Here is a 26,419-nt window from a genome sequence, read left to right as displayed (position 1 = left end):
GCAGGGCGCATATGCAAGCATGGAAACATTCGTTCGCCGCACTCGTCCACCCGCCTACACTGCGCGGCACGGAAGGCGGCTCGGGACACGATCCTGAGCGGCTGTTTCTCTGACAGGAGCCACCATGAATGATCGAATGCCATCCCCCTCCCAGCCGCCAGCGCTATACAGGCTGATCGGCAATACCCCGCTGGTCGAAGTCACCAGGCTCGATACGGGCCCGTGCCAGCTGTTCCTGAAACTGGAGTCGCAAAATCCCGGCGGTTCCATCAAGGACCGCATCGGCCTGTCCATCATCGAAGCGGCCGAAGCGGACGGCCGCCTGCAGCCGGGCGGCACCATCGTCGAGGCCACGGCCGGCAACACCGGCATCGGCCTGGCCCTCGTCGGGCGCATCAAGGGCTACCGCGTGATTCTCGTCGTGCCCGACAAGATGTCGACAGAAAAAGTGCTGCACCTGAAGGCCCTGGGCGCCGAAGTGCACACCACGCGCTCGGATGTGGGCAAGGGCCATCCCGAGTACTACCAGGATTACGCGGCGCGCCTGGCGCGCGAACTGCCGGGCGCCTTCTTCGCCGACCAGTTCAACAATCCCGCCAACCCGCTGGCCCACGAAACGACGACGGCGCCCGAAATCTGGGAGCAAACTGGCCATGACGTGGACGCCATCGTCGTCGGCGTCGGTTCGTCCGGCACCCTGACGGGCCTGACGCGCTACTTCCGCAAGGCGCAGCCCAAGCTGGAATTCGTGCTGGCCGACCCGCAAGGCTCCATCCTCACCGAATACATCGACACGGGCAAAGTGAGCGACACGAGCGGCTCGTGGGCCGTCGAAGGCATCGGCGAAGATTTTATTCCGTCCATCGCCGACATGGACAGCGTCACGAAGGCCTACACCATCACGGACCAGGAAAGTTTTGATTCGGCGCGCGCCCTGCTGCGCGCCGAAGGTATTTTAGGCGGCTCGTCCACGGGCACGCTGCTGGCAGCGGCCCTCAAATACTGCCGCGAACAGACGACGCCGAAGCGCGTCGTCACGTTTGTCTGCGATACGGGCACGCGCTACTTATCTAAAGTCTATAACGACGGCTGGATGCGCGACCAGGGCTTATTACAGCGGGCGCTCTCGGGCGACTTGCGCGACCTGATCGGGCGCCGCTACGACGAGGGCGACGTCGTCAGCGTGGCGCCGGGCGACACCCTGCTGACCGCCTTCAACCGCATGCGCGCCAGCGACCTGGCGCAGCTGCCCGTCATCGACGACGGCCAACTGGTCGGCATTATCGACGAATCGGACTTGCTGCTGCACGTCTCGGGCGACGCCGCGCATTTCGCGGGCCTGGTGGGCGCCACCATGACGACGCAGATCGAAACGCTGGCGCCATCGAGCGGCTTGCCCGCCCTGCGCGCCACCCTGGACCGGGGTCTGACGGCCGTCGTCGCCGACGATACCGGCTTCTATGGCTTGATCACCCGCTTCGACCTTCTCAACCACTTACGCAGGACACTATCTTGAGCAAAGAAACCACCCGCAAGAGCCATCTGGCCACCCGCGTCATCCACGCCGGCCAGTCGCCCGACCCGTCGACGGGCGCCATCATGCCGCCCATTTACGCCACCTCGACCTTCGTGCAGGACAGCCCCGGCGTGCACAAGGGACTCGATTACGGCCGCTCGCACAATCCCACGCGCTGGGCGCTCGAGCGCTGCGTGGCCGACCTGGAGGGCGGCAGCGCGGCGTTCGCGTTCGCCTCGGGCCTGGCCGCCATCTCGTCCGTGCTGGAATTGCTGGATGCGGGCAGCCACATCGTCGCTGGCGACGATATGTACGGCGGCACGTATCGACTGTTTGAACGAGTGCGCCGCCGCTCGGCCGGCCACGAATTCACGTACGTCGACCTGACGAATCCGGAAAACCTGCTGGCCGCGCTGCGCCCGGAAACGAAGATGGTGTGGGTGGAGACGCCCACGAACCCCATGCTCAAACTGGCCGACTTGCGGGCGATTGCCGACATCTGCCGCGAGCGGGGCATCATCGCCGTGGCCGACAACACGTTTGCCAGTCCGCTGGTGCAGCGCCCCCTGGAACACGGCTTCGACATCGTCGTGCACTCGACCACCAAGTATCTGAACGGCCACTCGGACATCATCGGCGGCATCGCCATCGTCGGCGCGGAGGAACGCCAGGCGGAATGGCGCGAGCAGCTGGGCTTCCTGCAAAACTCGGTGGGAGCGATTGCCGGGCCGTTCGACAGCTTTCTGGCCTTGCGCGGCGTGAAAACCCTGGCCATCCGCATGCAGCGCCACTGCGAAAGCGCCCTGGCGCTGGCGCAGTGGCTGGAGCAGCAAAAGGAAGTGCGCAAAGTGTTTTATCCGGGGCTGGCCTCGCACCCGCAGCACGCGCTGGCGCAGCGCCAGATGGACGGTTTCGGCGGCATCATCTCGATCGATCTCGACACGGACCTGGCCGGCGCGCGGCGCTTCCTCGAGCGCTGCGAAGTATTCGCCCTGGCCGAAAGCCTGGGCGGCGTGGAAAGTCTGATCGAGCACCCTGCCCTGATGACGCATGCCAGCATTCCCGCCGAACAGCGGGCCAAGCTGGGCATCGGCGACGGCTTGATCCGCCTGTCGGTGGGGATCGAGGATATCGAGGATTTGCGCCATGACTTGCGCACGGCGCTCGACGCGATTTGAGGAGACAGGTGTCGGATTACGCGGCGTACCGCCGCTCATCCGACCTACATGCCAAAAGATACCGTAGGTCGGATTAGCGAAGCGTAATCCGACACATTGTTGTCATGAACAGCCACGCTCACTCCCCGGGCCGATACCTGCGCTCCAGGTGCTTCGCCACGTCCTCGGGATAAAACAGCACCTCCTTGAACTCGCCGCACGCATACATGGCCGCCTGGTCCTGGAAGTGGGGCGACTTCGGGTCGCCGCTCTGCCCGCCCGCCAGGATGCTTTTCGCCCTGATGCGCGGACCGAATTCCACGGCCGCGACAAAGCTGTTGCCGCGTTCGCCGTAAATACGCTTCGTGGTACTTCTGCTGCTCTGGCCATACGCGGCCAGCGCGCCCCAGTTGCCCGACGCGTAAGGCACAGGCAAGCTGGCTTGCGCATCGTCGAACGGCTGCACCACGTCGCCCGTCAGGCGCTGGAAGCGGTTGATCTCGCCCCACGGCGTTTGCCAGTTGCCGAAATCGCGCTGCAGTTTGTCCGCCGCCGTCGCCAGGGCAGCCAGCCGCTGCGCCGCGGTGACCTTCTCCGTCGCCATGAAGTCGACCACGGGCACGCCCTGCTCGCGCGCCTGCTTGCCCGTCAATTCCGCCAGTTCCTGGCCCCAGAACACGGCCAGCGAGGTAGCGGTGGACGTCAGCGAATAGCGCCAGTCCCAGGCCCGCAGCAAGGCGATCTTGTCGGCCAGCGCCAGCTGTTGCGCGCCGCCGGCCGGCAGCGCATCGTAGGCCGCGAACAGCGGCGGCAGCAGCGCCTCGAACGCCGTCAGTTCGCTGTCGTAGGAGGCGGCGATCAGGCTGTCGAGCGTAAAACCGGTCTTGTTCTGGAAGACCTTGACCGCATGCAGGCCGCGCGCGTTTTCGCCATACACGGACATGTAGGCGGGATAGTCCTGCTGGCGCGGGCTGTTGGCCCCGGCCGCCGAATACGGCCAGTTGTTCGTGTTCTGGATCCAGCCATTCTTCGGATTGAACAGGGTGATGGTTTGCGCCACCGTGTGCAGTCCTTTCCATTCCGTGGCCGGGTCGCTGCCGTCGACGGGCTGCTTCCAGTTGAAGCGCGGGTCGCGCACGGGAATGAAATTGCCGTGGAAATAGGCGATGTTGCCGTCCGCATCCGCATACACGGTGTTATTCGAGGAATTCGTGCGCAGTTCCATGGTCTTGTAAAAGGCCGCGTAATCGCGCGCCTTGGTGCGCGTGTACGACTGCGTGAGCGCCTTCAACGGTTCATGCATCAGGCGCACGGCCACCCATTTACCGTCCTGCGCACGCACGATGGGGCCGTGGTGGCTGTAGTAGACCGTGATGATTTTCGAGCCCATGGCGCCGTCGGCCAATTTATATGGCAAGGTAATCGGCACGGCTTTCAAGGGGCGCAGCCCGCCGTCATAGCGGTAGAACCAGGCGCCATCCTTGTCGACGATGCTTTCCAGGTATTCGTCGATGACGTCGCCGCCGCCCGAGGTATGCATCCAGCCCAGGCGCTCATTGAAACCCTGGTAGACGAAGAACTGGCCCCAGGTGACGGCACCGTACGCGTTCAGGCCTTCGCCGCTGGTGACCTGCACTTCGGGACGGAAGTAGAACGACGTATGCGGGTTGATCATCAAGAGCGCATGGCCATTTTTCGTGATCGCGGGCGCAATGGCGAAGCCGTTCGAGCCGCTCGGCTCCGGATCCAAGCCCGTTTCCACGCTGGCCAGCGCCACGGCGGCAGGCATGGCCTGCTGGCCGTAGAACGCTTCGAGCTGCGCCAGGTTGATCGATTCGATATCGCCGCCGATGCTGCCCTCGCTGAAGCTCAGGGCCATCCACGGCTCGAAATGCGTGATCAGCTTTGGTTTCACCTGCGGATGCGTGGCCAGGTAAAAATTGAGGCCGTCGGCAAACGCATCCATCAGCTTGCGCAGCCACGGCGGGCTGGCGCGGTACTGCGCCTGCAAGTCGGCCGGATCGATGAACAGCTTCATGCGCAGGTCGCGGTACAGCTCCCGTTCGCCCTCCACTTCCGCCAGCCGCCCCATGGCGTTGATGTAATTGAGTTCCACGCGGGGGAAATCGTCCTCGGCCTGCGCATACATCAGGCCAAAGACGGCATCCGCATCCGTCTTACCCGTCACATGGGGCACGCCCCACGTGTCGCGCGCGATGCTGACGTTCGCGGCCTGGGCCCGCCAACGGGCCATGTCCGCGACAGAAACAGCGGGCGCGGCCAGCACGGGAGCACTGGCAACGATGCCGCAGGCGATGGCGGCGAACAGGGCACTGCGATGTAACATGCAAAAACTCCAGATCAGGATGCGTCGATCAAGGCGGCGATACGCTGGTTCAACTCCACATTTTCCGCCTGCAGCTGCGCCACCTTTTGTTTCAGGCTGGCGATCTCGCCGCGCAGGCGTTCCGTTTCGGACGGCGCCTGCGCCGCGTTTTCCGCCCACGGTTCGTTGCCCGTTTCCGGCGTGTCCTGCGACACGTGGGGCACCTTCGGCTCGCGCGGCGTGCGCGTGGCGGCGCGCTGTTCGCGGATTTCCTTGGCCGCCTGGCGCAGCAGTTTTTTACCGCCGGCGACGGCCGCCACCTGCTCTTCCGGCGGCAAGGATGCCACGGTGGCCGCCGCGTTGATCGAGATCGTGCCCGAACGGACGGCTTCAACCAGTTCCGGCGACGCCGCCTTCTGGATCTTCTCGATCTGGCTGATCTGGTTGCTGCTCAATCTCGCCGCCTTGGCCACCTCTTCGCGCGTGCTCATGGGTGGCTTCGGCGCGCTTTCGCCTTCCGGCGCATCCTGGGCGCTGACGGGCGCGGGTCTGCGCGCGGCGACGATTTCCTTCTTGCGCAGGGCCAGCACACCGCGCTGGAAGTCCGATACGCTGCGGCGCGCCAGGTGATTGTCGATCATCCACAACATGACGTCGTCGAGCGAGGTAAAGCTGGTGTTCTGGATGGTCTTGAATTCGATGCCGTGCTGGCGGCAGATGGCGTAGCGGTTATGCCCGTCGATCAGCACGTCGTTCCACAGCACCAGCGCGTCGCGGCAGCCTTCGGCCAGCAGGCTGCGCTCGAGCGCCGCGTACTCGCTGGCGGTGAGCGGGTCGATATACGACTGCAGCACCTGATTGATAGTGATATTCATGGTTGTCCTCAATATTGCGGCGCGATGGTCCGCGCCGGCACGAATGCTACACCATCCACCGACCCTGGCCGGGTAAAATCACGGCGGCACAGCTCATACAAAAACACGGACCATGAAAAGAAAGTACGCCACCGCGATCATTTTTACCGTCGCCGCCATCGGCTTCACCTGGGTCAGCCCCTACATCGCCATGTACCGCATCAGCATCGCGGCGAAATCCGTGCGCCTGGAAAACCTGGCGCAGCAGGCCGATCTGCCCGCCATACGCGCCAGCGTGGCGCGCCAGTTGCGGGCGGCCGGCGAAACGGCCAGCGAAGACGATTTCAAGGAAATGCTCGACACCATCGTCTCGCCGCCCGGCATCACGGTATTGATCCTGCACGGCAAGCAGGGGGCCGACGGCAAGCGCCACGACTTCGGCATGGCGTACCGTTCATGGAACGAAGTGGTGCTGCGGCGCAGCGGGGCCGGCCCCGCCGCCAGCCAGTTTCTACTGCGCCGGCACGGCATCTGGGACTGGAAACTGATGGACATTACCCTCCCGCCGGAATTACTCTAAAGAAACTTGATCTAAAACAACACTTACCTAAACCGCCATGTTGATTTTGGGAAATATTATGTAGAATGCCAACACCTCAGGCGCACCGGGTCGCCAGGCATCCGAGAGATTGCACGATGAAAAGAATGATGCTTCTCGCTGTAGTGGCACTGGTCGCGCTGGCCGGCGTCTTCTATGGCAGCCCGTATTTCACCATGGACAAGATCCACACGGCCACCATGGACGAGGATACGCAGGCGCTGGCCGCGCAAATCGACCTGGCCCAGTTGCGCGGCAGCCTGGAGCAACAATTGCATGCCCTGTTCTCGGCGCCGGAAGTGGCCGACGACATCAGCCCCGACGTCATCGATCCCTTGCTCGACACCATGCTGATGCCCGAAGGCATTGTCGCCTTGATGAAGCTCAATGACCGCTACGAAAAGCCGATCGCCAAGGTCAGCGACATCAGCGGCCGCAAGCGCACCCCCAAGCCCGACTACAAACTGCGCTACACCTCCTGGAACAGCGTCGTGGTGCGGCGCACCCACAGCAAGAGCCACATTGGCGAGCTGACCCTGGCGCGCGACGGCCTGTGGCGCTGGAAGCTGGTGTCGGTGGCCCTGCCAAGGAACCTGCTGGCCGACGCGTAAAGGCCCGCCCTTCGTATCGGCAAACCTGCGGCTATCCGACACGGGACACTGCTATCATCGGGTTTTGATTTCCATCGGAGGCAGCATGTCGGACCTGGTACAACACGCCTTGACCCACGCGGGCAAACCGACCACCACGCCGTGGGTGGTGACCCTGATCAGCGGTGAAAAACTCACCGGCCCCATTTCCCCGCTCAGCGACGGCTGCTACGCCATCGGTCTGGGACAGATCAAGTACTTTTCCAGCGACAAGGTCGCCTGCCTGAACGTATCGGGCGCGGGCGCATTTCCTATCTGACGGCCTTGGCAATGGACGACGCGCAGCACAATACGCCGGACACCCTGGCGGCGCATCTGCAGGCGCTGGAAGCGGCACTGCAAAGCCAGGCCGTGCGCGCCGACAGGGCCAGACTGGCGGCCCTGCTGGCCGACGACTTCGTCGAGTTCGGCAGCTCGGGCAATCTCTGGACGCGCGCGGCAACCCTGGCGGACTTGCCGGCGGAAGACTTTTGTCAGCGCAGCATCAGCGATTTCCAGACCCGCTTGCTGGCCGACGATGTTGCCTTGGTTACCTACCGCTCGCAACGCCACGCCAGCGGCACCCTGCCCGCCAGCGCCAGCTTGCGCAGTTCGCTGTGGAAGCAGCGCGATGGCCGCTGGCAAATGTTTTTTCATCAGGGCACGCCGATTCCCGGCTGACCCACATCCTCCCCAGACGCTTTCCTGTGCCCGATCCAGCGGCGCAGGAAGCAGCATCCATGCCGAAAAGTTGTTTTTTGACACGCAAAATCTCATTGATTTACTGAATTTTTTGTGCAACAATGAATTTAATAAATAAAACAAATAAATTATTGAAATCGGTTTTTTGAATTAATTCCATCCTCACACCACGAATCCGTGTTCTGGATAGAAAAGCACTGCGCAGGGCACGACCCGTCGCCAGGCAAGCGCCTGCCACCCGTCCCACGCAAGCCCCCTTTCTAATCATCATCACGTATTTGGGAGAGACATCATGGATAAATTCACCGTGCGCACCCAGCTCACTCTGGCTTTCGGCCTGCTGGTCTTTTTCCTCATCGGCATCTCGATCCTGTCCGTGCGGAGCTTTTCCAACTTCAACACCGGCTTTGACCGGTATGTCAACGGCATCATGGCCCGCGCCAATACGGCGCACCGCGTGCGGGACGCGATCGACATGCGTGCCGTGGCGGCCAGGAATCTGGTGCTCGTCACCAAGCCGGAAGACCTGGAGATCGAACGCAAACAGGTCTTGCAGGCACAGGCCGATGTCGTCAAGAACATGCAGCATCTGCTGCAGTTGGCGCAGGAGCCCGGGGTATCGGACGAGGTGCGCGGCGCCATCAACAAGATCGACGGCATCGAAAAACGCTATTCTCCCGTGGCGCTGGCCATCGTGGACCTGGCGCTGCACAAGAAAACCGACCAGGCCATCGTCAAGATGAACGAGGAATGCCGCCCGCTGCTGGCCGCCCTCGTCGCCGCCAGCGATGAATATTTCGCCCTGACGGACCAGCGCTCCGCCGTCATCCTGCAGGAAGACAACGAGCGTTACACTCTCAACAGGAATATCCTCATCGGCGCCAGCTTGCTGTCCATCGTGCTGGCAGGCCTGGCCGGCTGGCTGATCACACGCAGCCTGCTCAAGGCGCTGGGCGCGGAACCGAAGCATCTGTGCGATGCCGTCAGCCTGCTGGCCGGCGGCGACCTGACAGGCAAACTCAACGTTGCACCGCACGATACCGCCAGCGTGCTGTCGGCGCTGCAGCGCATGCAGGAGTCGCTGACCACGGTAGTGTCCTCCGTGCGTCAGGATTCCGACACCGTTTCCCTTGCCGCCGCGGAGATTTCCAGCGGCAATAGCGATCTGTCGCTGCGCACGGAACAGCAGGCCAGTTCGCTGGAAGAAACCGCTTCCTCGATGGAAGAACTCACCAGCACCGTACGCAAGAATGCGGAAAACGCCCGTGAAGCCAATGTGCTGGCCACGACGGCATCGGACGTCGCCAGCAAGGGCGGCGCCGTGGTGGGACAAGTAATGGGCACCATGGACCTGATCAGCGAATCGTCGCGCAAGATTGTCGACATCATCAGCGTCATCGACGGCATCGCCTTCCAGACCAATATCCTGGCCCTGAATGCGGCCGTGGAAGCGGCGCGTGCCGGCGAACAGGGCCGCGGCTTCGCCGTCGTGGCGACCGAAGTGCGCGGCCTGGCCCAGCGCAGCGCCAGCGCGGCCAAGGAAATCAAGGCGCTGATCGACGATTCCGTCAGCCGTGTCGATGCAGGCTCCCGGCTGGCGGCGCAGGCGGGCACGACGATGTCGGAGGTGGTCGCCAGCGTCGCCCGCGTCAGCAACATCATCGCTGAAATCACGGTGGCCAGCCAGGAACAGTCCGCCGGCATCGAGCAGATCAATCAGGCGGTGACCCAGATGGACAGCGTCACGCAGCAAAATGCCTCGCTGGTGGAAGAAGCGGCGGCGGCGGCCGAATCGCTGCGCGACCAGGCCAGCCACCTGGTGCAAACCGTGAGCATCTTCAAGACGCACGACAGCCAGGTGGCGGCGCACGCGCCAGCCCCGGCACGCGCCAGCGCCAAGCCGCTGCGCCTGGTACCGGCGCCCGCCAGCAGCCCCGCCAAGCGCCAGGCCGCGCCCGCGAAACACCGCGCGATGCAAGCGGAAGCCGTGACGGCCGGCGACTGGGAAGAGTTTTAAGCAGATAGAGGCATGCGGCCATGCATGCCCCGCGTCACACGCACAGGGGAGAGCCGCAGCCGGCCTCCCCTGTCGCGTTGCAACAACACGCCCCTCGCATAAAAAATCCGCGGCAACTGTTGTATTTCTGGCGCCCGGATCCTGCTGCTACGCCAAAACGGCGCACGCTTTTTTGCGCAGCCGCAGGAAACCCCATCGTCCTGTCCCGCCTCTTTTGCGCCCGCGCAGGCCTGCCGGCACCCTACTATGCACCCGCCAGATATTGACGACAAATACGATTTTATTTGTGTATTGAGTCGAAACGGATATGAATAGCGGCAGCTGGAAAATGGCATGAATACTAAGATTTTCCGTGCTAGCATGATTTTTCGTCTAGCGGACTCGCGCCTGCCTGGACCTTTCGAACAACCTTGACCGACAGGAGCCGTTTCATGATGACACCGCATGCCAGCACAGTACGCCACACCCTGATTGCCCTGGCAATCGCCGCCGCCTTCCCCCTGCAGGCGATGGCCCAGGACAGCGTCCCGGCGCCAGCCGCCGACGCGCCTGCCGCTCCGGCGGCACAGGCAGGTCCTGGCCAGCTGGAAACGGTGATCGTGACGGCGCAGCGGCGCGCGGAAAACATCAAGGACGTGCCCATGTCCATCGCTACCTTGAAAGGCGACAAGCTCGACACGCTGACGGCCGGCGGCGCCGACATCCGCTTCCTCAACAGCCGCTCGCCCAGCGTGTCCGTCGAATCGGATTACGGCCGCACCTTCCCCCGTTTCTACATTCGCGGTCTGGGCAATACCGACTTCGACCTCAACGCCTCGCAGCCGGTGGGCCTGGTGATGGACGACGTGGTGCAGGAAAACGCCATGCTCAAGGGTTTTCCCGTGTTTGACGTCGACCAGGTGGAAGTGCTGCGCGGCCCGCAAGGCACCTTGTTCGGGCGCAACTCGCCGGCCGGCGTGATCAAATTCGATTCCGCCAAGCCCGTCTTCAAGACAGAAGGCTACCTGAGCGGCGGCTTCGGCAAGGATGGCATGAAGAGCCTGGAAGGCGCGTTCAACGTGCCCGTCAGCGACACGGTGGCCCTGCGCTTTTCCGGCCAGACGCAGCGCCGCGACGACCGCGTGCACAACCCGCGCCCCACCGGCACGCGCGACTTCGAAGGCTATGAAGACAGCGCCGCCCGCCTGCAGGTGCTGGTCAAGCCCACGCGCGACTTCACGGCGCTGTTCAACGTGCACGCGCGCAACCTCGACGGCACGGCCACCCTGTTCCGCGCGAACATCCTGAAACAGGGCACGAACGACCTGGTCGACGGCTTTGATTATGACAACTACCCGACCGACGGCATCAACCGCCAGCACCTGAAAACCAAGGGCGCCAGCATGCGCCTGAAATGGGACTTGCCCGGCGTGACCCTGCATTCGATCACGGGCTACGAAAAACTCGATTTCTACAGCCGCGCCGACGTCGACGGCGGCTATGGCGCCGTGTACGCGCCGCCGATGGGCCCGGGCTTCATCCCGTTTGTCGTGGAAACGGCCGACGTGATCCCCAACCACAAGCAGATTTCGCAGGAATTCCGCGCCGAATCGTCTGCCCGCGGCCCGTTGCAATGGATAGGCGGCCTGTTCTACTTCAAGGAAGATATCCAGATCGACAGCATCAGCTTTGACAGCCTGGCGCCCGGCAATCCGCAAAACAGCGCCTACGCCACGCAAAACCAGAGTTCGAAGTCGTACGCGGCCTTCGGCTCGCTCAACTACACGGTCTCGGATGCCCTGAAACTGCGCGCCGGTCTGCGCTACACGAGTGACAAGAAAGATTTCTCGGCCAAGCGCGTGGAAGCGACCACCGCCGGGCCCTTCAATCTGCACGACACTTCGCACAACGTCAGCTGGGACTTGAGCGGCACCTATGTCCTGACGCCGGCAACGAATGCCTACGCGCGCATCGCCACCGGCTACCGCGCGCCGTCGATGCAGGGACGCCTGAACGGCCTGGCCGACCGCCCTTCATTTGCGGGCGCCGAGAAAGCGCTGTCCGTCGAGGCGGGCATCAAGCAGGACCTGTTCGACAAGCGCGCGCGCCTGAGCCTGGCCGTGTTCCAGTACCGCGTGAAGGACAAGCAACTGACGGCCGGCAGCGGCGCCGTCAACATGAACCAGCTGATCAACGCCGACAAGGCCACGGGCCGCGGTGTGGAACTCGATTTCCAGGCAAACCTCAGCGATTCGCTCAGCATGACCCTGGGCGGCAGCTACAACCACACGGAAATCCAGGACAAGAAGCTGTTCGTGCAAAGCTGCGGTAACGCGCAAAACAACCCGGCCAGCGGCTGCACCGTCACCGATCCGCTGGGCCCGTTCAAAGGCACGGCCTACATCGACGGCAACCCGCTGCCGCGCGCGCCGGAGTGGCAAACCAACTTCACATTGAAATACAGCATTCCCCTCGCCAATGGCGAGTTCTACGCCTACACGGACTGGGCCTATCGCACCAGCTACAACTTCTTCCTGTATGAAGCGAAGGAATACAAGGCCAAGGAACTGCTCGAAGGCGGCTTGCGCGTCGGCTACAAATGGGACAAATACGAACTCTCCGCGTACGGCCGCAACATCACCAACCAGATCCAGTCGCTGGGCGCGATCGATTTCGATAACCTGACGGGCATCATCAACGAACCGCGCACGTACGGGGTGCAGTTCAAGGCGACGTTTTAAGCGATAGTGACTGAGGGAGAGCGGGCTAAAAATATGCAGCTCGGTATAAGCCGGGCGGCATTTCTCGCTCCTTCAAGGACAGGGATCGCTCATGGCTAGGCATGCTGGCAAGGCAGCGCTAAAGGGTGTCATCAGCGGTACTGGAGTTTGTTGCAACACGCGCTCGCGGCATAGCAACGCTTCCCTTCGATCCGATGTCAGGCCAAGGAGCCGATAGAAATCCTGACTATGCGCCACCGGAAAAATCAAGCTGGAAAATACCCCCAGGCTCTCCTTCCCTACCGAAGCGCCGAGTGCACGCGCCGAACAATCGGCCATCGCCTCCGAACCAATTTTCAGCATTCCATGCGAAAGTTCATGCGCCAGTAAAAAAAATAACTCATCGGCGAGGCACTGCGCCATCCCGTCTGCAGATTTTTCCGCCGCCGCCACCGTCGCTGTGACATCGCCTGCCCTGACAGTACCGTCAAGCAATCGAAGCCTCAGATTTTTTTTCAAGTCGGCATTCAAACTCGGCCGATAATGACGGCTTACCGAACAGAAAACCAGGGCGGCACGTGGCACAGTGGGAGAAATGTACAACGTACCTGCGTTGGTCTGCGCCTCGGCATTGAACCACCCTCTAGGATCGTGCCCCATCAAATCCGCGACGCTGGTGAACTTGCGGTCGAACCGCACTGTGAACGGACTTGCGTCTGGTCGCGCTTGCAATATGAATCGTTGCAAGGCCTGCACATTGTCCTGTATCTGCCGCTGTAAATAGCCGGCCAGGGGAATCCTGTCGTCATCGACATCGGCGTAACGAAAAGCCTGGCCCAGCATGACTAAGTGCATTTCATCCTGGCCGACCTGGAAAGGGAAATTCTTCGCCGCGTCAGCCGCCAGCTCGGATTCGACATTCACGGCCTTGGAATTGGTATCCGAAGGCAACGATGCCCCCGACATGTTGATGGCCATGCCAGGTGGTACGCAACCGGCCTTCTGCACACGAACCACCGCATCCAGATACGCCGCAGCTTCGCGCTGGCGTTCGCCAAAGACTCGCACCACAGGGCGCGCCGGGCCATCGTCCCACTCGCTGCAGCCGTAACTTGACGCAATTTCTTTGCCTGAACTGACGTCTTCAAGCAAGGCAAAAAATGCCGCGCCCAAGGCGGAGCTAGTGGTCGCGGGCATCTGTGCCAGCAGCTGCGAAGGTAATATCGGCGGACTATCCCGGTCCAGTGAATTTACACGCAACAAGACGGTGCGCTTGCGCAAGGTGGCAGCGAGCGCGTTGTCGATATCGTCCAGCCGGTGCGCCACAGCATCGATGCGCGCCAGCATGCTGTCAGTGTCGGATGGCCTGGACTCCGCCGAGCGACATGAACACAGTACGCCGGCCAGCATCAGCACCAGGCAGCGACGGAAAACAATGTTCATTTTTGGCGCCAGCCAGTGATGCGGATCGGCTGGCCGACCTCGACAAGTTCCAGCCTCTGGATTCCGCCAGAGCCTGACGAGGCGATACGTAACTCTTTCGGTTTGATGCAGACATTCAATGGCTGGGGAAACTTTGCGCTCAGCACGTAGGCGGTATTGGACTTGTTCTCGCCTAAACTCAGCTTGCCTTTGACCATATCACGCACAGATGCCTCGGCACTAATCTTGCTCAGGTCATCGCGCTTGATTTCGTAAGCGGCATTGTCCGCGAGCAAAGCTTCGCGCACCAGGTAATATCGGACGCCAGGCTCGATACGATAGTGCTTGGTATTGGAAAACCAGTTGATGGCATCAGCCTCAGGCTGCCCTTCGATGACCATCAGCGTGGGCCTATCGTATTTGCTCGTCACCAACAGGTTATTGGCGGCGTTGGCCCCCACTTGCGCATTCCAGCCGGTAGCATTGGTCAATGCAGCCAAGGTCGACAGAAACAATCCAACATTGAAATTGGTGCTGGACGAATATTCCGGAAATGCCGCAGGGCGCGGACCGCTGGGCTTGATGGTGTCCACCGTGCCGATCTGAAATGAGGTGCCGGCCTGGTCGACAGAAAATATGCTGCCAGCGGCCATCCAGGTGCTGGGCACCGGCAAGCATTGGAAGCCGGTATCCTTCGGCACGATGCTGACCGTGTCGACGGCCTTCGGTTTCGATGTACATCCTGCGGACAAGATCGAGAGCAGCAGCAGTGTACAGATGCAGTATTTTTGGTGGATTGCATGCATGGTAGATACCTCCCATTATTGGATGGACACTCGCGCTCGGGTGACACGACTGCCGGCTTGGTCCATGGTCCGCGATCCAAGAACGGCGAGCATGATAAATATCAATCAAGCGCCGGCATAACGCGCGAAGATGGAGGCCTTGACCCGCAGGAGGAACTATGTGGAGACGATGCTGGATATTATGCTCATGCCTGGCGTACATGGTGGCCGTACCGGTGCAAGCTGCCCCGAAGGCGCCGCCATCGTGGGCCTTGCACAACAACGGCGGCTTGATCTCGGTGGACCTGGATCAGATGCAGGCCTATCGTATACAAGCTGTCGCCGGCCAGGATATCGGCTGGCCAGGGCCAAGGCCGGCGGCGGCGCGCAAAGTCATCACGGTTGCGATCCTAGATACCGGCATCGATGCCAGACATCCAGCGTTTGCCGACCAAATCGCCTCAGGGACGGATGCGAATTCCGCCGATACCAATAGCAGTCCGCAGTTGCGGGACACCGACGGCAGCGGCACTCACCTGGCCGGTATAGTCGCATCGATATCGCAGGACATTGTCATCATGCCGCTGCAAGTATTACAGCGCGGAAGCAATGCTCCCATCAAACCCTACCATCTCGATGCCATGTCGGAAAAGTGGGGCATGGATACCGTGCCGGTGCAAGGCTTGTCTGAACGCGTGGCCGCAGCCATCTACAGCCTTGCAGAAAAGCGGGTACAGGTAATGTTGCTGCCTTTCGGCTGGCCTCGCACTGCCTCCACCGACCCGGTCGCCACGGCAATCGCTGCCGCCCAGGCCAGTGGCGTGTTGGTCGTTACGGCGGCGGGAAATGATGCATCAACCACGCTGCCCCTTCCCTGTCAACTAACAGCTGTCATTTGTGTAGCAGCAAGCAGGCCTGACGGCGCTATCGCCGATTTTTCGAACTTTGGCCCGGGTGTGGATATCGCAGCGCCCGGTGTGGAGATTCCGGGGCCGCTACCGGCAGGCCGGCGTTCCATCCGACAACCAGGAAACATCTACGACAACAGGTCGGGGACTTCCCAGGCGGCAGCCATGGTCACCGGCGCCGTTGCACTTTTACTGTCGCACGGCATTCCAGCCGCTGACGTTTATCCGCGCTTGGTGCTGGGCGCCAGGCCCATGCTACCTGAAACCCGCCTCATCGAAGGACCGTTCAATCTCAGCGGCCATCCTATCGATAGCCTTGGCACGGATGAAAAGCCGTTGCGATCCGGCCAGCTGGACATCGCCGCTGCATTGGCGCTGCGTCCGCGCACACTAATACTTCCCGCAAACAAGGACTCCCACGCCATCGCATGGGATGGCGCCGCACGGACCGTCGAACTGGAGATCGGACTGAAAAACGTCTGGAAAGCGAGTCCCGCCGCACGTTTCGAAATTACCATCCATCCCGCTGCTGCCGATCCGGCCTTGCCATCGGCCACGATCGAGCGTGCCACCTTTCACGGAGACTGGCCGGCGCAGCAGGAGAGGCGCTTTCATGTTCGCTTGCGGCTGGCCGACACAGGCCGTACCGGCCAGCGGGTTCCCGCCGACCTCCGCTACACGGTGACTGTAAGCATCAATGGCGTCGCCCAGCCCGGCTTCGACATATGCGTCACGCTGAACCGGTATGTCGACAAGACAATGAGAGACCCTCAACTTACGACCTACCCGATCAGCGGTAGCGTGGAGCCTGGCATGCACCTGCATAGGATTGAGCAATCCGACCTTGATCGCAACCCGCACAGCTACCTGGCCCTAGGGACTGATCCGGCCAACCCGCGCGCGCTTCGGGTGGGCCTGGCCAATTTCAGCGATGACACGCTAGTGCTGCCGGTACCGGTCAGTGTCGCGATCGATGGTTTGTTCGAGCGCTGCCACCTGCAGCAGCAGATGAAGCTCGATGTCGACTTCGACGGCAAAAGCGAATACATCCTCTATTTAACCGAGGACTCGCCGGCCACCCCCATCGGGTCACAGCCACGTCCGCATGCCGCACACTTGCTGGTCCTCGATGCGCAAATGCAGCTCCTGAGCTATCAAAAAATACAAGATGAACGCTTCACGACGCCGACGCAATTTCGCTGGATGAGGCTAGGAAATGCGATGCGGCCCGCATGGATTACCGAAGACGAGCGGGTCAGAGGCCCTGTCGCCAGCCATTTCTATTACCTCAACAACGATTTTCGCGTGCAGCGCCTGGCGCTGGATCCAACGTTGCACTTGTTCCCATTTTATTTACCAGAGACTTACACGGGAAGAATACCGCTATTGTTTGCGGTAAGAGAAACGCCTTGCGTATCGAACTTCTGTTCCGACCTGTTACAACTGGGAATAGCAGAAGAGGGGAAATTTCAGCGCGATGCCCAGATGAACAATACCGAGTTTCGCTTTTTTTCCGACACCTTGAGCGGTCCTTTGCTCGATCCAGCACATGGGAAGCACATCGCCGGCCTGTATTGGTACGCCAGGGATGCGCACCACACGCTGAGGATCAGCCTTTTCAATCAGGGTATGCACTATTTCGACCAGCGACTGATCGCCGCCACGCGCGCAGCGCTCGATATCCCCATCGCCGTGACGGGCGCTTTCCAATCGGAGCGACAGTCCGCTGTTTTTGTCAACACCGTACAAGACTTGCAATATCATGATCTCAAGACCGGTCAAATCGCCACAACGAAGCTCAACGCCTACTCCTTCCTAGGCGAGCACCGTTACCTGCCACAGCAGTTCCCCATCGTCATACAAGATTTATCAGAGGTCGTAGAAGGCCGCCCCGGACTATTGATTGCGGCAGGGCAAGGTGAATATCGCATCGCCCTGCCTGTTCTGACACAAGCAGGCAAGGGCAATCGGATTACCAGCCCTGCCCGCTGGCACTTGCGCAGCACCGCCGACTGCCAGGCGCTGGAAGAACCAGTGTTTCTGACGGCACGGGCAGTCTACGCAATGGATTTTTTTTGTGGCGACCGGCTGTTGCGGATAGCATTCGCAGACTGAGCGTGACGTCTAGGCCTGCTCACTTGATGCCCCCCATACCGCCACTGGCCTGCGGAAGATGGCGTTATGGCCATCTCTTGTGCTAGAATCTCGCCGCGCTGCCCGGATGGTGAAACTGGTAGACACTGGAGACTTAAAATCTCCCGCCTGTAAGGGCGTGCCGGTTCGATTCCGGCTCCGGGCACCAAGAACTCAGCCGTAAAAATCCAAGAACGTCCAAAAACCCGCCTTCGTCATAGGAGCGCGGGTTTTTTGTTGTCCGTATTTGTCCATCGGCGTACATTAAAAGCCATGAACTTTGTTGGTACTTTTTGCTGGATTTAGGATTTTCTCTAAAAAAATACCATCAGGGAGTGCGCCATGCCACTGTCCGATCTGTTTATCCGCCATGCCGTCTACCAGGGCACGCCCAGCGGCGACAAGTATCCCGACCTGTACGGCATGTACCTGCTGGTCACCCGTACCGGCAAGTACTGGCGGTTGAATTACCGCCATGCAGGCAAGCAAAAGACCTTGGCCCTGGGCGTCTACCCCCGCGTGAGCCTGGCCCAGGCGCGGCGCAAGGCCGAAGAGGCGCGCAAGGCGCTGGCCGAAGGGATCGATCCGAACGGCGTCAAGCGCGCGCAGAAGGCCGAGCAGCGCAGCGCTGCCTTGAATACCTTCGACAAGCTGGCGCGCCAGTGGCTGCTCACTATCCAGCGCAACGGCAGTGCCAGCACGCGCAAGAAAGTCGGCAACTGGCTCGAAGGCGACGTCATCCCGTATCTGGGCAAGATGCCGCTCAACACCATCCGCCCGCGCGACGTGCTGCGCGTGGTGCAGCGCGGCAAGGCCGCCATCGAACTGAAAATCGCCCTGTCATCTTGTCCACGCGCAAGTATGTCGATGACCAGATTATTATTTTGGCCCAATCTGAACGTCCGCAAGGCCTACACCGGCATTGGGCGCTCCCATCAGCCAGTATTTGACCGCAAAAAATGGGCATGGGAAAGCCACCTTCAAAAAACACAAGCAACGTGGCATAGTTGATACCGGCGAAGTCGTTTTTGAATTGATTCCGCTCAATGAGGATTATTCTACGCTCTGAAACGATGAACACGCCTGGTCGCTATAGCATGATGGCGAAGCATGGTCGGAAGACAAAGGCGCCGGCAAACATCGCAATTTTTCACAATAGCAAACTAAGGAAAGTATGAATTTAGAAAAAGAAATGCCATCATCCGCCGATGGTAGCATTGCCCCTGCTATAGATAGAGCACTTGTCAGAAACCTGGCTGTTAAAAACTTTGAGGCGCTACAGGCCGCCGCCATCGCTGGGCAGAATACCCATCAACTGGCCCTTGACCAAAGCGACGAAATAGAGACCTTCATCAAAACTCTGCCGCCTGAAGATAGATCAAAATTCTCCGCTCTCTACGAACAGGAGTTGAATGCAGCTACCCAAGCCTCGATCGACAAGACCATGGCGATTAATTCACAAACTGCCAATCAACTCTTAGATAACGTTACAAAAACTAATAACGTCTCTATATGGATTAGCATTATTGCCTTTTTCATTGTCCTCATCGGCTTCATAAAGATGATAAAGAGCTAAATCACCCTACCACCGCCTGCATGAACACGGACATATACGGCCAAGCGATCACCTTGGCCGTGTCCGTAAAACAAGTATGCGTCGCACACGGCCGTCACAGCTCTGCCGGCTTTTATACAACACCGCCCATCGCTCCACGTGCCCCGCGCTTACTCCAGGCCGCTCTACTGATATAATACTTACAATCAAGTAACATTCAGAAATGTGCGCCTTCAGGCTCCCGCAACCGTCTGTGTACTGCTAGCCCATGCGCTCCCTTTTCGACCACGAGATCATCAAACAGCTGCACAACGGCGCCCGCTCGCGGGTCTACCGCGCCAGGGCCGCGGATGGCACGTCACTGATCGTCAAGAAGCCCAATCAGCCGTTCCCCTCCTTTCAGCAGCTGGCACAATTCAAGCGCGAATATGCGATCGCGGGCCGCTGCCGCCATCCTGGCGTGGCGCTTCCGCTGGCGCTGCAGCTGCACGACGGGTGCTGGACGATGATAGTGGAAGATTGCGGCGGCCAGGCGCTCGACCAGATATTGCGCACGCAGGTGGCGGCGCGCAGGACGCCGTCGCAGCCCGCATTGGCGATGGACGTTTTTTTCGACATCGCGCTGCAACTGTGCGCGGCGCTGGAGGCGGTCCATCATCAGGGCGTGATCCACAAGGACATCAACCCCGCCAATCTGGTGTGGAACGATGAACGGCGCCTGCTGCAGCTGATCGATTTCGGCATCGCCTGTGAACTGCCCTACGAAAGCCATGGCATTGTCAATCTCCAGACCCTGGAAGGCACGCTGCGCTATATGGCGCCGGAGCAGACGGGGCGCATGAACCGGCGGGTCGATTGGCGCGCCGATTTCTATGCGCTCGGCGCCACCTTGTACGAAATGCTGACCGGCCAGGCGCCGTTCGAGACGGGCGACGAGATGGAACTCGTGCATTGCCACATTGCGCGCAGCCCGGACTGGTCGCACCCTGCACTGGCCAGCTTGCCTGGCCAGCTGCTGCCGATCATCCAGCGGCTGCTGGAAAAAAATGCCGATCAGCGCTACCAGAGCTTGCAGGGCTTGCGCAACGACCTCGAAGCCTGCCGCGCGCAAAAGCCGGCGCAGGCGCTCAAGCTGTCAGACCACAACGGCCGCTTCCTTGTGCCGCAAACGCTGCACGGGCGCGAGGATGCCATCGCCGCGCTGCTGGCGGCGTTTGAACGCAGCGCCGCGGGCAGGTGCGAGATGCTGCTCGTGGCCGGCCATTCGGGCATCGGCAAGTCAGCGGTCGTCAACGAAGTGCAAAAGCCCATCATCGCCCGGCGCGGCTGCTTCCTGTCCGGCAAATTTGACCAGCTCCAGCGCGACGTGCCGTATGCCTCGCTGATCCAGGCCTTCCAGGAGCTGGTGCGCCAGCTGCTCGGCCAGCCCGAGGAAACGCTGCACCAGTGGTCCGCGAAACTGCACGAGGCCCTGGGCAGCGGCATCGGTATGCTGGTCGAACTGATTCCCCAACTGGCACTGATCGTCGGCCCCACGGACACGGTGCCCGCGTCGGCGCCGGCACAGGCCCAGCTGCGCCTGGACCGCCTCTTCCCCCGCTTCGTCGAAGTGTTCGCCTGCGCCGGGCATCCGCTGGTGCTGTTCCTCGACGATCTGCAATGGGCCGATGCGGCCACGCTGCGGATGATCGAACTGCTGATGGTCTCGTGCGACAAGAGCTGCATGCTGTTCATCGGCGCATATCGCGACAACGAAGTGAGCGATGCGCATCCGCTGATCGCGCTGCGCGACAAGCTGCTCGCCCGCGAGGTACGCCTGTCGACGCTGTTACTGGGCGCATTGACCGAGCCGCAAGTGGCACAAATGGTCTCGGCCACCGTGCGCGTGGCGGCCCACGACTGCGCGCCGCTGACCAGCATTTGCTACCGCAAGACGGCCGGCAATCCCTTTTTCCTCAACCAGTTTCTCACGTCGCTCAATGAAGCGGGCCATCTGCGCTACCGGGCCGAGGGCGATTGCTGGGACTGGGACCTGCCCGCGATACAACAGGCCAAATATACCGACAACGTGGTCGAGGTGCTGCTGGAAAAAATCCGCCGCCTGCCGGCGGTGACGCAGCATCTGCTGCAACTGGCCGCCTCCTGCGGCAACCGCTTCACGCTCGATACGCTCGCGCTGGCAACCGACCGTGCACCCCTGCAAACGCAGCAAGACCTGTGGCCGGCGCTCAGGGCAGGCTTGATCCAGCCGTTCGACGAACGCTATAAGTACGTCAGTGGCAACAGCGACGCGGCCAACAGCGGCGTCGCTTACCGCTTCCTGCACGACCGGGTGCAGCAAGCCGCCTACGTGGTCGCCGATGCGGTTGCGCGCACTGAAAATCATCTTCTCATCGGCCGCCTGCTGCTGCGGCATACGGCGCCGAAGCGTCGGGACGTAACACTGTTCGAGATCGTCGAGCAGCTCAACGCCGGTCGCGCGCTGGTCAAGGATGCGGACGAGCGCGTGCAGCTGGCGACGCTCAATCTCCAGGCCGGCATCAAGGCACGGCGTTCCGCCGCGTTCCAGTCCACGCTGGAGCACATGCGCATAGGTCTCGAGCTGCTGCCGGCGCAGGCGTGGAGCGCTTACTCCAATCTCTGGCTCGAGCTGCAGCTGGGCGCGGCCGAAGCGGCCTACCTGTGCGGCCAGTTCGATACGGCCGAGGCGATCTATCCGCTGGTGCGCGCGCGTACCTTGAGCCCCCTGCTGCAGGTGCGCTGCATCGCCATCCAGGCGCACCAGTATCAATTGCAAGGCCGCCTGCTCGATGCCATCGCCGTGCAGCGCGAAGGCCTGGCCCTGCTGCACATCGACATTCCGCACGAGGTGGCGCACATGAAAGCGCGCTTCAGCGACATTCTCGCCGACATCGGACAGCAGCCTGGCGCGCACGCACCCGACACCCTGCTGGCGGCCGATGACATGTGCGAGCCGGACGCCGTGGCCGCGATGCAGATGATGCAGGGCCTGTGGATGGCCAGCTACTACGCCGGCCAGCAGGATCTGAGCGCGCTGATGGTGGTGTCGATGACGCGGCTGTCCATGCAGCGGGGGAACAGCGATTTCAGCGCTGTCGCCTATGTCGGCTACGCGCTGATGCTGGTTCTGTACCACGGCGACGTCGCGCGCGGATACGCCTTCGGCGCGATGGCGATGGCGCTGGCCAGGCGCCGCGCCAACCTGCAGACGCGCACGCTCACGGGCCTGATGTTCGGCGCGCTCAGCAACCACTGGACGCAGCCGCTGCGCAGCTCCGACGCCCTGTACGAAGAAGCGTTTGGCTGGGCGCTGGAAATCGCCGACTTCGTGCAGGTTGGCGTGGTGGCGGCCGTGCGCGCCACCGACCGCATCATCCTCGGCGACTACCTGCCGCATCTGATGCACGACATCGAACACGACCTGGCGCTGATGCGCGCCAACGGCCAGCAGGCGATGGCCGATTGCTGCGTCGCCGCCGCGGTCCAACCGATCAAATGCCTGATGGGGCTCCTGCCCCGTCACGACAGCTACGATGATGGGGCCTTCAGCGAGGCGCGCTTCCTCGAACACTATGGCGACTCGCAACTGTACCGCGCCTACTTCTTGCAAGGGAAGATACGCAACGCCTACCTGTTCGACAGTGCCGACGCCGAGCTGCTGGCCGGCCAGCTCGGCATCGTCACGCAGATCATGCGCGGCCAGGCCAAGGTCGCCGAGTGCAGTTTCTACGCCGCGCTGATCCTGGTCCGCACCTTGCGGCGCGATCCTGCGCGCCCCGATGCGGGCGATGTGCTGTCCGTGATCGGCACGCTGCAGGCGAGTCTTACCAAGTGGGCCACGCAGGGCTCGGACAATAGCCACGCCAAACATCTGCTGGTGATGGCCGAGATGGCACGCTACCGGAAAGACCTGCAACTGGCCACGCGCCTGTACCAGCAGACGATCGACGCGGCCGGCCTGGCGGGCTACGTCAACGTGCAGGCGCTGGGCAATGAGCTGTGCGGCGAATGCTGGTCGGACCAGGGCCACGCGCGCGTGGCCGGCGTGTTCATCCGGGACGCCATCGGGCATTACGGCCAGTGGGGCGCGCAGGGCAAGGTGGCACAGCTGCGGGCGCGCCACGGCGCAATGCTGTCGAGGATGGAAGACCGCGGCACGCACGGCAGTTCCGCGCTCGACCTGGTGTCGCTGCTGAAAGCATCGCAGATTCTGTCGAACGAAGTGGGCCTGCGCAACGTGCTGACACGCCTCATTGCCATCGTGTGCGAAAACGCCGGCGCGCAGGTGGCGCGCCTGCTGCTGCTGTCGGAAGGCAGCTACCAGCTCGAGGCCAATATCGATGGCGATGGCATCACCGTCCTGCAAGCGCGCCCGCTCGACCTGAACGCCGCCAGCGACCCGCAATTCCCGCTGTCGCTGCTGCGCTACGTGATCCGCACTGGCGCCGAGGTGATCGAAGACTGCATCACGGACGCCTCGCGCTTTGCCGCCGACCCTTACGTGCAGTTGCAGCAGCCGCGCGCCGTCATGTGCCTGCCGATCCGGCACGGCGGCCAAACCGGCGGCATCCTGTACTTCGAAAACCGGCTTGCCGAGGCCTCGTTCACGCAGGAGCGCGTGGCGTTCCTGCGCATGCTCGGCGCACAGGCGATGATCTCGATCTCCAGCGCCAGGCTGCATGACAGCCTGGAGCGGCGCGTTGCCGAACGCACGGAACAACTGGAAGACGCCAACCGCAAATTGGCGACCTTGTCCATCACCGACGGCCTGACGGGCCTGGCGAACCGGCGCCATTTCGACGACGTGCTGCGCACCGAATGCGCGCGCGCCACGCGCGTCGGCCAGCCGCTTGCCGTCATCATGCTTGATGTCGACTACTTCAAGCTATTTAACGACCGGCACGGCCACCAGGCCGGGGATGCATGCCTGATCCGGGTCGCGCAGGCGCTGGCGGCCGGCATGCGGCGCGCGGGCGACCTGACGGCGCGCTACGGCGGAGAAGAGTTTTCCATCGTGCTGCCGAACACCGGCGTGGACGAAGCGCGCCACACCGGCGAAGCGCTGCGGCGCGCCATCGAGGACCTGGGCATCTGCCATGAAGGTGCGGATGGCCAGCAGGTGACGATCAGCGTCGGCATCGCGATCCAGCCGCTACCGGGTGCCGCCGATCCGGACGCCCTGCTGCGCCTGGCCGATGCCGCGCTGTACCAGGCCAAGGATGCGGGGCGCAATTGCGTGGTGCTCAGGACTCTGCCGGCTGCGTGACCGGCATGCGGCGCGCTGCGCTCACGGCATTGGCCGACACCTCACTCGCTGCCATGGCTGTTGTCGCGCGCCTGTTCCCGTGCTTTTTCGCTGGACGCCAGCCCGTTGAAGAACAGATTGAGCAGCACGGCAACGATGGCGGCCAGCAGGATGCCGCTGTGCAGCAACGGCGACAGGGCTTTCGGCATGTGCTGCGCGTACTGCTCGGCCACCAGCGGCAGCATGCCGAAGCCGATAGCCAGGGCCACGATGAACAGGTTGTTGCGGTTGCTCTTGTAGTCGACGTCGGCCAGGATGCGGATGCCCGTGGCGGCGACCATGCCGAACATCACCAGCCCTGCCCCGCCCAGCACGAAGGCCGGCACGGCTTCGGCCGTCTGCGCGATCTTCGGGATCACGCCCATAACGAGCAGGATAAGGCCGGCCGCCACGCAGACCCAGCGGCTGCGCACGCCCGTCACGCCCACCAGGCCCACGTTTTGCGAAAACGAAGTGTACGGGAAGGTATTGAAGATGCCGCCGATCAAGGTGCCCAGACCATCGACGCGCAAGCCGCGGCTGATGTCGGCCTGTTCGATGCGCTTGCCCGTCATCTCGCCCAAGGCCAGGAACATGCCCAGCGACTCGATCATGACGACGATCATCACCAGGCTCATGGTGACGATGGCAACCAGGTCGAAAGTCGGCATGCCGAACTGGAACGGCGTGACGATGGCGAAAGCCTTGGCGCTGGCCACCTTGGCAAAGTCGGCCTTGCCCAGCGCAAACGACAGGGCCGTACCGGCGATGATGCCGATCAACACGGCAATATTCGACAGGAAACCCCGGCCATATTTGGCAACAAGCAAGATAACGGCCAGCACGAAGAAGGCGATGCCCATGTTGTCCAGCGCGCCATAGCCGGGATTGGCGATCATGGGTGCGGGGCCGGCTGGTGCGGGCAAGCCGGCCGCCGTCGCGGCAGCGGCCATCTTGAGGAAGGCGGGATCGGCGATTTGCGCCATGGCGGGCGGCCCGCCCATGGCCCAGTTTACGCCCACGCGCATCAGCGACACGCCGATCACGGCGATGATGCTGCCCGTGACCACGGGCGGGAACAGCGCCAGCAGGCGGCTGATGAACGGCGCGATCAGCATGGAAACGACGCCGGCGCCGATCACGGCGCCAAAGATGCCCGTGATGCCCAGGGTCGGGTTGTTCGCCATGGCCAGCATGGGACTGACGGCGGCAAAGGTCACGCCCATCATGACGGGCAGGCGGATGCCGAAATGCTTGCCGATTCCCAAGGACTGAATCAGGGTCACGAGGCCACAGCAGAAGAGGTCGGCACTGATCAGCGCCGCCACCTGCTCGGGCGGCAGCTTGAGCGCGCGGCCGACGATCAGCGGCACGGCGATGGCGCCCGCATACATGACGAGCACGTGCTGCAAGCCCAGGGTGAACAGTTTTCCGGCCGGCAGTACTGCATCGACAGGTGATGGCGCGGCAGGCACGCTGCCGGGCGCGCTGCGGTGGATGGATTTCAAGCGGGGAGAGGCCATTTACGCTCCATTTCCTGGGTTACCGCGGCCCGGATGGGCGCAGGTGAAAGGGAAAGGCAAGACAGAAACGGGACGGCAGGAACACACCAGCGGCCGATGATGCATGCGAAGCTCCTTGGATGGGATGACCAAGGTATGCCATGCACGCATCGTGCCAGGTGGATTGTATATAGAAATTGTGACAAAATATCACTGGAGAGCGGCCAATTTGACGAAGGGCGCACCGTTTTCTCTCATGCCGCCCCGCGCCTGCACCAGAAGGCGGCACATGGCGGTTGCGCCGGCAGGCT

The 26,419-nt window shown here is 62.1% G+C and carries 17 protein-coding genes and 1 tRNA gene; 13 read left to right on the top strand and 5 right to left on the bottom strand.

Going from position 1 to position 26,419, the window contains the following annotated elements:
* The first annotated feature begins 124 nt into the window (after positions 1-124).
* The gene (locus ACQ4WQ_RS06280; protein ID WP_436495430.1) at positions 125-1,516 is read left to right on the top strand and encodes a pyridoxal-phosphate dependent enzyme; all 1,392 of its coding nucleotides are present in this window, start codon (positions 125-127) and stop codon (positions 1,514-1,516) included.
* On the top strand, positions 1,513-2,694 hold the full coding sequence (locus ACQ4WQ_RS06275) for a trans-sulfuration enzyme family protein (protein ID WP_326456660.1): 1,182 nt from the start codon (positions 1,513-1,515) through the stop codon (positions 2,692-2,694). Before ACQ4WQ_RS06280 ends, ACQ4WQ_RS06275 begins: the two co-directional genes overlap by 4 nt.
* Before the next feature lie 118 nt (positions 2,695-2,812).
* On the opposite strand, the gene ACQ4WQ_RS06270 is transcribed toward ACQ4WQ_RS06275, so the two are convergent.
* Positions 2,813-5,020 carry an acylase gene (locus ACQ4WQ_RS06270; RefSeq protein ID WP_436495428.1) on the bottom strand — a complete coding sequence of 736 codons (2,208 nt, stop codon included), beginning with the start codon at positions 5,018-5,020 and terminating at the stop codon, positions 2,813-2,815.
* Between the two features lie 14 nt (positions 5,021-5,034).
* Positions 5,035-5,874, bottom strand: coding sequence for a hypothetical protein (locus ACQ4WQ_RS06265; protein WP_436495426.1), 840 nt, complete (start codon positions 5,872-5,874; stop codon positions 5,035-5,037).
* A 112-nt stretch (positions 5,875-5,986) separates the two neighbouring features.
* On the opposite strand from ACQ4WQ_RS06265, the gene ACQ4WQ_RS06260 reads away from it, so the two are divergent.
* The 6 genes from ACQ4WQ_RS06260 (at position 5,987) to ACQ4WQ_RS06235 (ending at position 12,519) form a co-directional block, all read left to right on the top strand.
* The gene (locus tag ACQ4WQ_RS06260) at positions 5,987-6,433 is read left to right on the top strand and encodes a DUF2939 domain-containing protein (RefSeq protein ID WP_436495424.1); all 447 of its coding nucleotides are present in this window, start codon (positions 5,987-5,989) and stop codon (positions 6,431-6,433) included.
* Between the two features lie 125 nt (positions 6,434-6,558).
* Positions 6,559-7,062 carry a DUF2939 domain-containing protein gene (locus ACQ4WQ_RS06255; RefSeq protein WP_436495422.1) on the top strand — a complete coding sequence of 168 codons (504 nt, stop codon included), beginning with the start codon at positions 6,559-6,561 and terminating at the stop codon, positions 7,060-7,062.
* 85 nt (positions 7,063-7,147) lie between these two features.
* Positions 7,148-7,360, top strand: coding sequence for a hypothetical protein (locus tag ACQ4WQ_RS06250; protein WP_436495420.1), 213 nt, complete (start codon positions 7,148-7,150; stop codon positions 7,358-7,360).
* 11 nt (positions 7,361-7,371) lie between these two features.
* A complete protein-coding gene (locus ACQ4WQ_RS06245) occupies positions 7,372-7,761 on the top strand; it encodes a nuclear transport factor 2 family protein (RefSeq protein WP_436495418.1) in 390 nt (129 codons plus the stop codon).
* A gap of 313 nt (positions 7,762-8,074) precedes the next feature.
* Positions 8,075-9,799 carry a methyl-accepting chemotaxis protein gene (locus ACQ4WQ_RS06240; protein WP_436495416.1) on the top strand — a complete coding sequence of 575 codons (1,725 nt, stop codon included), beginning with the start codon at positions 8,075-8,077 and terminating at the stop codon, positions 9,797-9,799.
* Positions 9,800-10,233: 434 nt separating this feature from the next.
* Positions 10,234-12,519, top strand: coding sequence for a TonB-dependent receptor (locus ACQ4WQ_RS06235; protein WP_436495972.1), 2,286 nt, complete (start codon positions 10,234-10,236; stop codon positions 12,517-12,519).
* Positions 12,520-12,591: 72 nt separating this feature from the next.
* On the opposite strand, the gene ACQ4WQ_RS06230 is transcribed toward ACQ4WQ_RS06235, so the two are convergent.
* Together ACQ4WQ_RS06230 and ACQ4WQ_RS06225 are read right to left on the bottom strand one after the other, a co-directional pair.
* Positions 12,592-13,941, bottom strand: a complete 1,350-nt coding sequence (locus ACQ4WQ_RS06230; protein WP_436495414.1) for a hypothetical protein — start codon at positions 13,939-13,941, stop codon at positions 12,592-12,594.
* Positions 13,938-14,726, bottom strand: coding sequence for a flagellar basal body L-ring protein FlgH (locus ACQ4WQ_RS06225; protein ID WP_436495412.1), 789 nt, complete (start codon positions 14,724-14,726; stop codon positions 13,938-13,940). The genes ACQ4WQ_RS06230 and ACQ4WQ_RS06225 overlap by 4 nt, the downstream gene beginning before the upstream one ends.
* 200 nt (positions 14,727-14,926) lie before the next feature.
* Here ACQ4WQ_RS06225 and ACQ4WQ_RS06220 point away from each other — a divergent pair, with 200 nt between their 5' ends.
* From ACQ4WQ_RS06220 to ACQ4WQ_RS06200, 5 genes are all read left to right on the top strand, one after another.
* Positions 14,927-17,728 carry a S8 family peptidase gene (locus ACQ4WQ_RS06220; RefSeq protein ID WP_436495410.1) on the top strand — a complete coding sequence of 934 codons (2,802 nt, stop codon included), beginning with the start codon at positions 14,927-14,929 and terminating at the stop codon, positions 17,726-17,728.
* Between the two features lie 100 nt (positions 17,729-17,828).
* Positions 17,829-17,915: transfer RNA gene (locus ACQ4WQ_RS06215), tRNA-Leu, on the top strand.
* Positions 17,916-18,088: 173 nt separating this feature from the next.
* A complete protein-coding gene (locus tag ACQ4WQ_RS06210; protein ID WP_436495408.1) occupies positions 18,089-18,757 on the top strand; it encodes a tyrosine-type recombinase/integrase in 669 nt (222 codons plus the stop codon).
* Between the two features lie 163 nt (positions 18,758-18,920).
* Complete coding sequence (locus tag ACQ4WQ_RS06205) at positions 18,921-19,322, top strand: hypothetical protein (protein WP_436495406.1); 402 nt, start codon at positions 18,921-18,923, stop codon at positions 19,320-19,322.
* Positions 19,323-19,569: 247 nt separating this feature from the next.
* Positions 19,570-24,588, top strand: a complete 5,019-nt coding sequence (locus ACQ4WQ_RS06200; RefSeq protein ID WP_436495404.1) for a diguanylate cyclase domain-containing protein — start codon at positions 19,570-19,572, stop codon at positions 24,586-24,588.
* A 41-nt stretch (positions 24,589-24,629) separates the two neighbouring features.
* Here ACQ4WQ_RS06200 and ACQ4WQ_RS06195 read toward each other — a convergent pair whose 3' ends face one another.
* Positions 24,630-26,129 (bottom strand): nucleobase:cation symporter-2 family protein, encoded by a 1,500-nt coding sequence (locus ACQ4WQ_RS06195; RefSeq protein WP_436495402.1) that lies wholly within the window; start codon positions 26,127-26,129, stop codon positions 24,630-24,632.
* Positions 26,130-26,419 lie beyond the last annotated feature (290 nt).

This window comes from Janthinobacterium goodfellowi (assembly GCF_051380695.1).
GTDB lineage: Bacteria > Pseudomonadota > Gammaproteobacteria > Burkholderiales > Burkholderiaceae_D > Janthinobacterium.
Note: the sequence above shows the minus strand (reverse complement) of the source record. Positions and strands in the feature narration are given on the sequence as shown.

Coding starts and splice junctions, on each gene's coding strand:
- ACQ4WQ_RS06225 (WP_436495412.1), bottom strand. CDS start 14,726: ATGCATGCAATCCACCAAAAATACTGCATCTGTACACTGCTGCTGCTC.
- ACQ4WQ_RS06200 (WP_436495404.1), top strand. CDS start 19,570: ATGCGCTCCCTTTTCGACCACGAGATCATCAAACAGCTGCACAACGGC.
- ACQ4WQ_RS06255 (WP_436495422.1), top strand. CDS start 6,559: ATGATGCTTCTCGCTGTAGTGGCACTGGTCGCGCTGGCCGGCGTCTTC.
- ACQ4WQ_RS06245 (WP_436495418.1), top strand. CDS start 7,372: ATGGACGACGCGCAGCACAATACGCCGGACACCCTGGCGGCGCATCTG.
- ACQ4WQ_RS06210 (WP_436495408.1), top strand. CDS start 18,089: ATGCCACTGTCCGATCTGTTTATCCGCCATGCCGTCTACCAGGGCACG.
- ACQ4WQ_RS06220 (WP_436495410.1), top strand. CDS start 14,927: ATGGTGGCCGTACCGGTGCAAGCTGCCCCGAAGGCGCCGCCATCGTGG.
- ACQ4WQ_RS06260 (WP_436495424.1), top strand. CDS start 5,987: ATGAAAAGAAAGTACGCCACCGCGATCATTTTTACCGTCGCCGCCATC.
- ACQ4WQ_RS06240 (WP_436495416.1), top strand. CDS start 8,075: ATGGATAAATTCACCGTGCGCACCCAGCTCACTCTGGCTTTCGGCCTG.
- ACQ4WQ_RS06280 (WP_436495430.1), top strand. CDS start 125: ATGAATGATCGAATGCCATCCCCCTCCCAGCCGCCAGCGCTATACAGG.
- ACQ4WQ_RS06235 (WP_436495972.1), top strand. CDS start 10,234: ATGACACCGCATGCCAGCACAGTACGCCACACCCTGATTGCCCTGGCA.
- ACQ4WQ_RS06230 (WP_436495414.1), bottom strand. CDS start 13,941: ATGAACATTGTTTTCCGTCGCTGCCTGGTGCTGATGCTGGCCGGCGTA.
- ACQ4WQ_RS06265 (WP_436495426.1), bottom strand. CDS start 5,874: ATGAATATCACTATCAATCAGGTGCTGCAGTCGTATATCGACCCGCTC.
- ACQ4WQ_RS06195 (WP_436495402.1), bottom strand. CDS start 26,129: ATGGCCTCTCCCCGCTTGAAATCCATCCACCGCAGCGCGCCCGGCAGC.
- ACQ4WQ_RS06270 (WP_436495428.1), bottom strand. CDS start 5,020: ATGTTACATCGCAGTGCCCTGTTCGCCGCCATCGCCTGCGGCATCGTT.
- ACQ4WQ_RS06205 (WP_436495406.1), top strand. CDS start 18,921: ATGAATTTAGAAAAAGAAATGCCATCATCCGCCGATGGTAGCATTGCC.
- ACQ4WQ_RS06250 (WP_436495420.1), top strand. CDS start 7,148: ATGTCGGACCTGGTACAACACGCCTTGACCCACGCGGGCAAACCGACC.